Annotated in this window: 4 protein-coding genes and 2 pseudogenes; 4 read left to right on the plus strand and 2 right to left on the minus strand. The window is 61.4% G+C overall.

The genetic code is table 11. The features are described 5' to 3' along the window. The 3 genes and pseudogenes from RM533_RS13485 to RM533_RS13495 all read left to right on the plus strand — a co-directional run. A partial coding sequence (locus RM533_RS13485; RefSeq protein WP_311341750.1) for an FAD-binding protein occupies positions 1-547 on the plus strand: 547 nt, incomplete at its 5' end. A 625-nt stretch (positions 548-1,172) separates the two neighbouring features. Then, the gene (locus RM533_RS13490; RefSeq protein ID WP_311341751.1) at positions 1,173-2,660 is read left to right on the plus strand and encodes an alcohol dehydrogenase catalytic domain-containing protein; all 1,488 of its coding nucleotides are present in this window, start codon (positions 1,173-1,175) and stop codon (positions 2,658-2,660) included. A 253-nt stretch (positions 2,661-2,913) separates the two neighbouring features. Then, positions 2,914-3,306, plus strand: a pseudogene (locus RM533_RS13495) (transposase); the annotation flags it as partial. 104 nt (positions 3,307-3,410) lie between these two features. Here the strand turns inward: RM533_RS13495 and istB are convergent. Both istB and istA read right to left on the minus strand, forming a co-directional pair. Beyond that, positions 3,411-4,256 carry an IS21-like element helper ATPase IstB gene (gene istB, locus RM533_RS13500; RefSeq protein WP_311341752.1) on the minus strand — a complete coding sequence of 282 codons (846 nt, stop codon included), beginning with the start codon at positions 4,254-4,256 and terminating at the stop codon, positions 3,411-3,413. Further along, entirely contained in the window at positions 4,253-5,755 is a 1,503-nt protein-coding gene (gene istA, locus RM533_RS13505) for an IS21 family transposase (RefSeq protein ID WP_432265086.1), read from the minus strand. Before istA ends, istB begins: the two co-directional genes overlap by 4 nt. A 196-nt stretch (positions 5,756-5,951) precedes the next feature. Here istA and RM533_RS13510 point away from each other — a divergent pair. Then, a pseudogene (locus RM533_RS13510) lies at positions 5,952-6,341 on the plus strand (transposase); the annotation flags it as partial.

Raw genomic sequence — 6,341 nt, forward strand, 5'->3', positions numbered from 1 at the left:
CTTCGTTGCGGAGGACAGCTATCACAGCCGCTCCAGCATTGCGATTACGCGTCAGGCAGGTGGTGTCGCCTATCTGATTGTGGATGCAGGAACCTTTGCTTACCCGGCGTTTTCATCGCTTACCCAGCAACGCCTGGTCGACGGCTTCGGCACGATCGCTGAGATGGAACAGGGCCTCGGCATACCGACGGGCAACCTGCAGGCAACAATGACTGCCTACAACGGCCATGCAGAGCGGGGTGAAGATCCCGAATTTCGTAAATTAGGCAAATGGGTCGAGCCGCTGACCCAGGCACCTTATGCCGCGTTCGACGTCTCGTTTGGCCGTGCCGTCTTTACAGGGTTTACGCTCGGCGGTCTCACCACCTCGACAGACGGGGAGGTGGTGGACAAGGAAGGCCGTGTCATCCTCGGCCTTTATGCCGCCGGCGCCTGTGCTTCCAACATCGCGCAGGATAGTGATGGCTATGCCTCTGGCACCTGTCTCGGCGAGGCGTCATTCTTTGGCCGGCGAGCCGGCCGTCATGCAGCGATGGCGAGAGGATAGCAGATGATCGAAGCGAATCACTGGCTCATCGCGCAGATCGACATTGTGACGATGGGCTTGAAGGCAGCATCGCATATTGCGTCGACATCATAGGTATCGCCCTTCGGACAATGTTCCGCAACATCACTTCAAAAGGACAGTTCGCTAATAGAGGACCTTGATCAAGATGGACGCCGGCGTGGCTTATGGAGGCACTGCGCAGATCAAGCTGGTCCATGTCGCCAAAAGGCGGACTGCCGATCTTTGGCACCTGACGGAACGCCGCTCCTGCGTCCGCATCTACTGCAGGGCTTGCCGAAAATCTCCCTACCCTGCTTGCCGGCTCTCGGGAGAACGGCCTTTCAACTGCCTGCCGTGCCGAAGGTGCAGGTGCAGGTGCTCGTGTGGTCTAGCTCGACATGCCAGATGAGCGAAATATCTTCTGGATTGATCAAATGAATCGCCGACAAAGCAGCTCATCACGGACGGAAATGCTGCGAGGCGCGGATGGGGCGGCCGCAATCCGATCCGCGTCATCAATGTTGCAGCGGCTTGCATGGGCCGCCCGATTGCTTGAGGGGTTCTACTGCTTGCCACCGCTGGCACCAGTGCTGCATGGCAGGCAAAGCAGAAAGGAGCTGTGCCCGTGATCAATGATGCCGCGCCAGAGGACAACTGGTTCGCCAATTTTGGCCAGATCAGTTTCGGAACCGCGGACCTGCGCCGATCGGTCGATTTCTGGGAAAAGCAGGTTGGCGTTGGCCCCTGGACCATTTTTGAAGGTCTGGTGATGGACGCGCTCCATCAAGGAAAACGTATCGCAATGCCGTTCAGCGTTGCTCTGACATGGCATGACGGACGATTGGTCGAACTTATCTGTGCGGAGGGAGATGGCCCCTCGCCGCTGCACGATGGTCTCAATCGCCCGATCATCGGTCTTCAGCGCCTTGCCTCGGTCAGCGAGAACATCGCACGCGACGCCGAGGTCGCGCGCAAGCGCGGGATGGAACTGATCACTCAAGGCGAGGCCGCCGGGCAGCGCTTCTTCCACTACAAATCCGATGAAGCGCCGGGAGTGATTCTGGAACTGCTGGAGCGCACTGCTTCATTTGACCAGCTGATCGGCAATCTTCAAAGCCGCGCCGCCGCGTGGTCTCCTGCTGCAAGGACGGCACCGATCGCCAGGGCACAGCGCGAACAATCACCAGGCACCATGAAGGTTGCGCTCCTGTCCGACTATGGAGAACCCGAAAGCTTTTATATCGCCGAGGCTGCGATACCGATACCTTCCGCAGGAGAGGTGAGAGTTGCGGTGACTGCCGCGGCAGTCAATCCGGTCGATGTGAAGGCACGGCGCGGACTGCTTCATGATTGGACCCCGTTGACCTTCCCGGCTCGCTTGGGTGGCGACATCGCCGGGATCGTCGATGCAGTAGGGCCTGGCGTTACGTCTCTTCAGACAGGTGACAGGGTAGCCGGAATGCTCAACCCCTTTGCAGATGGAGGATATGCTCAATTCGTGACGGTGCGTGCTGACAATCTGGCGCGTGTACCCGCGGGTCTTGATCTTTTCGCTGCGGCTGCCTTGCCGACCGGTGCGCTTGCCGGAACGGCTCTCGTCGAGAGCGGCGTGAGACCTTGCGTGGGCGAGCGCGTGCTCGTCGTCGGTGCTGGCGGCTCTGCAGGTCGTGCCGCGGTGCTGGCGCTGCTCGCAGCGGGCGCAATCCCCATTGCCGGCATTCGCTCGAGCAGTCACGCTGCCGTGATGGACCTGAAGGTCGAAATCCTTGATCTTGAAGATGCTGCCGCCATTGCGGCTCTGGCACCGGTTGACGCGATCGCCGACACAGTAGGGGACCCGCTTGCTGCACATCTTTTCGCCAAGGTTCAAACGGCAGGCACTATTGCGTCGATCGCGATCCCGTCGCCTATCCCACCAGTCGGCTCGACCCAGCATATGTGCAACGTGATTGCGCGGTTCGACAGCGAGCGACTGGCTCGGGTCATGATCGACCTGGTCGCAGCCGGCTATCACGTCCCCATCGGGCGACGCTTTCCCCTGGATCAGGTAAGCGACGCCCACCGCATCATGGAAGCGGGCGGGACTGGGGGCAAAGTCCTGCTTGTACCGTGAGGGAAAAAGCCGGTTTGACAAGGGTTGGAAAAGCCCTGGTTTTTCGAGTGTGAAGAAGACAGCCAGATTGCGGCGATCTGCCGGTGGTGTGAGACAGGCGGATTGATTGTTTCAGCTAAAAAAGCAAGTTGGTGGCGCAAGCATATACCCGCCCAAGATTAAAGCGTTTTTCGATCGTTCTGGATCTGGAGGGGATTCCCTCCCGGCGTGATTTGTGGTTCAAAATCTGTGCTGGTGAAGGCGGCCGGCATGGATGGGCCAACCCCTCCCGATGGATTTGCGTGCGCGGCTTCTGGCGGCGATTGATGGCGGGATTGCCGCGGCGCTGCGGCCCGGGTTGGCGTAGCGCCATCGACTACGATCCGCTGGCAGGCGCAGCGACGAGAGACAGGTAGTTTTGCTCCCAAGCCCCCAGACGGTGACATGCGCTCGCGTTGGTCGAGGATCGCGCTGACGACATCCTTGCTCTTTGGGCGGCGCGCAAGCACATCACACTTGAAGAGTTGCGCACGGGTTTGCTCGGGATTGGCCTGAACGTCTTTGTGGCAGGCCTTCACCGCGGCATTACGCGCCGCGGCATTACGCGCAAAAAAAGACTGGTTATGCAATCGAGCAGAAATGCCCTGATATCCTGATGCAGCGGCATGACTTGTAGCGCGACGATCTGGATGAGAAGCGGGCGACGATCAGGATGAGAACTGATGATCGCGGCTATTGGTTGATGGCCGCTCTGTTTGACGCTGGCAAGTTCTACATATCGGTTTGATTGTCGCGGGGCGACGATTGCCCGGCGGTTTTGATTGTCGCGTAGGTTGGCGGCCGACCGGCGCCCTTTTGACGCTGGATGGCGGTCCGTCGGCGATAGCTTTCAACGTTCATCTCAAAGATCGTAGCGTGGTGAACGAGGCGATCGACGGCCGCGAGCGTCATAGCCGGATCTGGGAAGATCCGGTTCCATTCGCCGAACGGCTGATTGGCGGTGATCAGCGTGGAGCGCTGTTCGTAGCGTGCGCTGATCAGCTCGAACAGGACAGACGTTTCGGCCTGGTCCTTGGTGACGTAGGCCAGGTCATCCAGGATCAGCAGATGATATTTATCGAGCCTCGCGATGGCGGCCTCAAGACTCAACTCGCGCCGCGCGACCTGCAGCTTCTGGACGAGGTCCGATGTTCGGGCGAACAACACCCGCCAGCCATTTTCGATAAGCGCCAGACCGATCGCGGCGGCCAGATGGCTCTTGCCGCCGCCGGGCGGCCCGAACAGGATCAGGTTGGCGCCCTGTTCGAGCCAACCATCGCCGGCGCAGATTGCCATGACCTGCGCCTTGGAGATCATTGGCACGGCATCGAACGCGAAGCTGTCGAGCGTCTTGCCGGGGGGCAGCTTCGCTTCCTTGAGATGCCGCTCGATCCGGCGCCGGTCGCGTTCGGCGATCTCGTGTTCGGCCAAAGCCGCAAGGAAGCGCGCGGCGGGCCATCCTTCCTTGTCGGCGCGCGCAGCGATATCGGGCCAAGTCTGCTTGATCGCCGGCAGACGCAGATCGTTCAGGATGAGGGTGAGACGCTGGGCGTCGACGGACCTGGTGGTGTCGCTCATGCCGCCACCCCGCCCAGCAGGATGTCATAACCGGACAGTGGGGCGAGCGTGACCACGATCTCGGGAAGCGTTGCGGGGTCGGGCGCAAAGCGTGTTCGCAGCGCTGCCATGTCCGGCAAGCGGCCCGCGGCCAGATCGGCATCGAGGATGTCGGCAAGCTCCGCCTCGCAGGCACGTTCGTGCGCCAGCGCGAGCAGCTCCACCATCATCCGGCACGCGGCCCGCTCGGATATCCGCTCGATCAGACGCTCGAACATCCGGCGATAGGCCTCGCGTGGGAACAGCGCGTCGCGATAGACCAGGCCGACAAGCGCCATCGGCTTGCGTCTGAGCGAGCGGATCACATGACGATAATCAACGACATGACCATGCTTGCCGTTTGCGGATGCCCGCCCGCGCGTCAGGGTCATGAGCGGTGTTCCGCCCAGCAGCAGATCGAGCCGGTCGTCATACAGTCGGACACGGAGGCGATGACCGATCAGCCGCGAAGGCACCGTGTAGAACACCTTTCTGAGCGTAAATCCGCTGGTTGAGGTGACCGTGACGATCGTCTCCTCGTAATCGGAAGTTCGCCGGTCAGGTAGCGCCTGGAGGCAGGCACGCTCAGCATCTATGCGCGCGGCATTGCGCCGGTTCTTCGCCGCGATCACCTCGTCGACGAAGCTGCGATAATCGGCGAGATCGTCGAAGGAAGCAGATCCGCGCATCAGCAATGCATCGCGCATCGTCCTCTTGAGATGACCGTGTGCGCTCTCGATCGATCCATTCTCATGCGCGACCCCGCGATTGTTGCGGCTCGCAGTCATGCCGTAATGCTCGCACAGCGCATCGTAGCGCCGGGTGAGGTCAGTACGGGCATCAGTGTCGAGATTGCGGAACGCCGCCGACAGGCTGTCGCTGCGATGATCGAGCGGGCTGCCGCCCAGCGCCCACAACGCGTTCTGCAGCCCCTGGGCAAGCGCAACATAGCTCTCGCCGCCCAGGATCACATGAGCATGCTCGAAGCCCGACCAGACCAGGCGGAAGTGATAAAGCCGGTGCTCGAGAACGCCCCCTGCGACCATGACGCCAAGATCGGCCATATCGGTAAAGTCCGACAGCCCCATCTTGCCGGGCTCATGCGTCTGGCGGAAGATCACCTCCTGATCTTCCCCATGAAGCGCGCGCCAGGCGCGGATGCGCCGCTCCATCGTCCGCCGCACCCCGGGGCTGAGATCGGGATGGCGCCGCTGCATCTCCTCGAAGATGGCCACCGCGCGCAGGCCCGGCGATGCCTTCAGCATCGGCACGATCTCGGCATCGAAGATATTGGCCAGAGGATCGGGACGCCGCCGACCGCGCGGCTCGGCCCCTTGCGATGGAAGCTCGGGTTCCAGCGCGAGCCGGTAACCTGTTGCCGTGCTGAACCCGGCCCTGGCTGCCGCTACCGCGACGCCGTCATTGTGTCGGAACTTCATGAATAACCTCATCTGATGATCGGTGACATGGCGGCCGGACATCCAGAACTTCCTCTCTGAGCGAAGAAGCCCGGGAATACCCGGTCGGCCGTGATCATCAGCGGCAACGCCCCAAAAGGAACGCGCCATCGTGAGGGGCTACGCCGGCTCCGGGCTACGCCCTGCGCCGCCGCACCCCCTCACGATTCTCATCTTGATTGTCGCTGCGCTCGCATCCTGATTGTCGCGCTGCAATGACTGGTTCGACGCGCAGGTGGATCTTGAACCCGAGCGCCTATCTTTATCGACGAGACGTGGACCGCCACCAACATGATTCGCAGCCATGGCCGCTGTACCAGACGCGAACGCCTGCGGATGGGCTTCCCGCACGGCCACCGCAAAACCACCATCCTGGTTGCGGGCCTGCGCATGAGCGACATGGTCGCGCCGATCGTGCTTGACGGACCGATCAACGGCGACTCGTTCAAGGCCTATATCGCCCAGCTGCTAATGTCCGAACTACGGCTTAGAGACATAGTGATCATGGACAATCTGTCGAGCCACAAACGCGCGGCGGTGCAAGAACGGATTGAAGCTGCTGGAGCATCCCTGCGCTTTCTCCCGCCCTACAGCCCCGACTTCAACCCGA

Origin of the sequence: Croceicoccus esteveae, assembly GCF_031846435.1 — a bacterium.
GTDB classification, from domain to species: domain Bacteria; phylum Pseudomonadota; class Alphaproteobacteria; order Sphingomonadales; family Sphingomonadaceae; genus Croceicoccus; species Croceicoccus esteveae.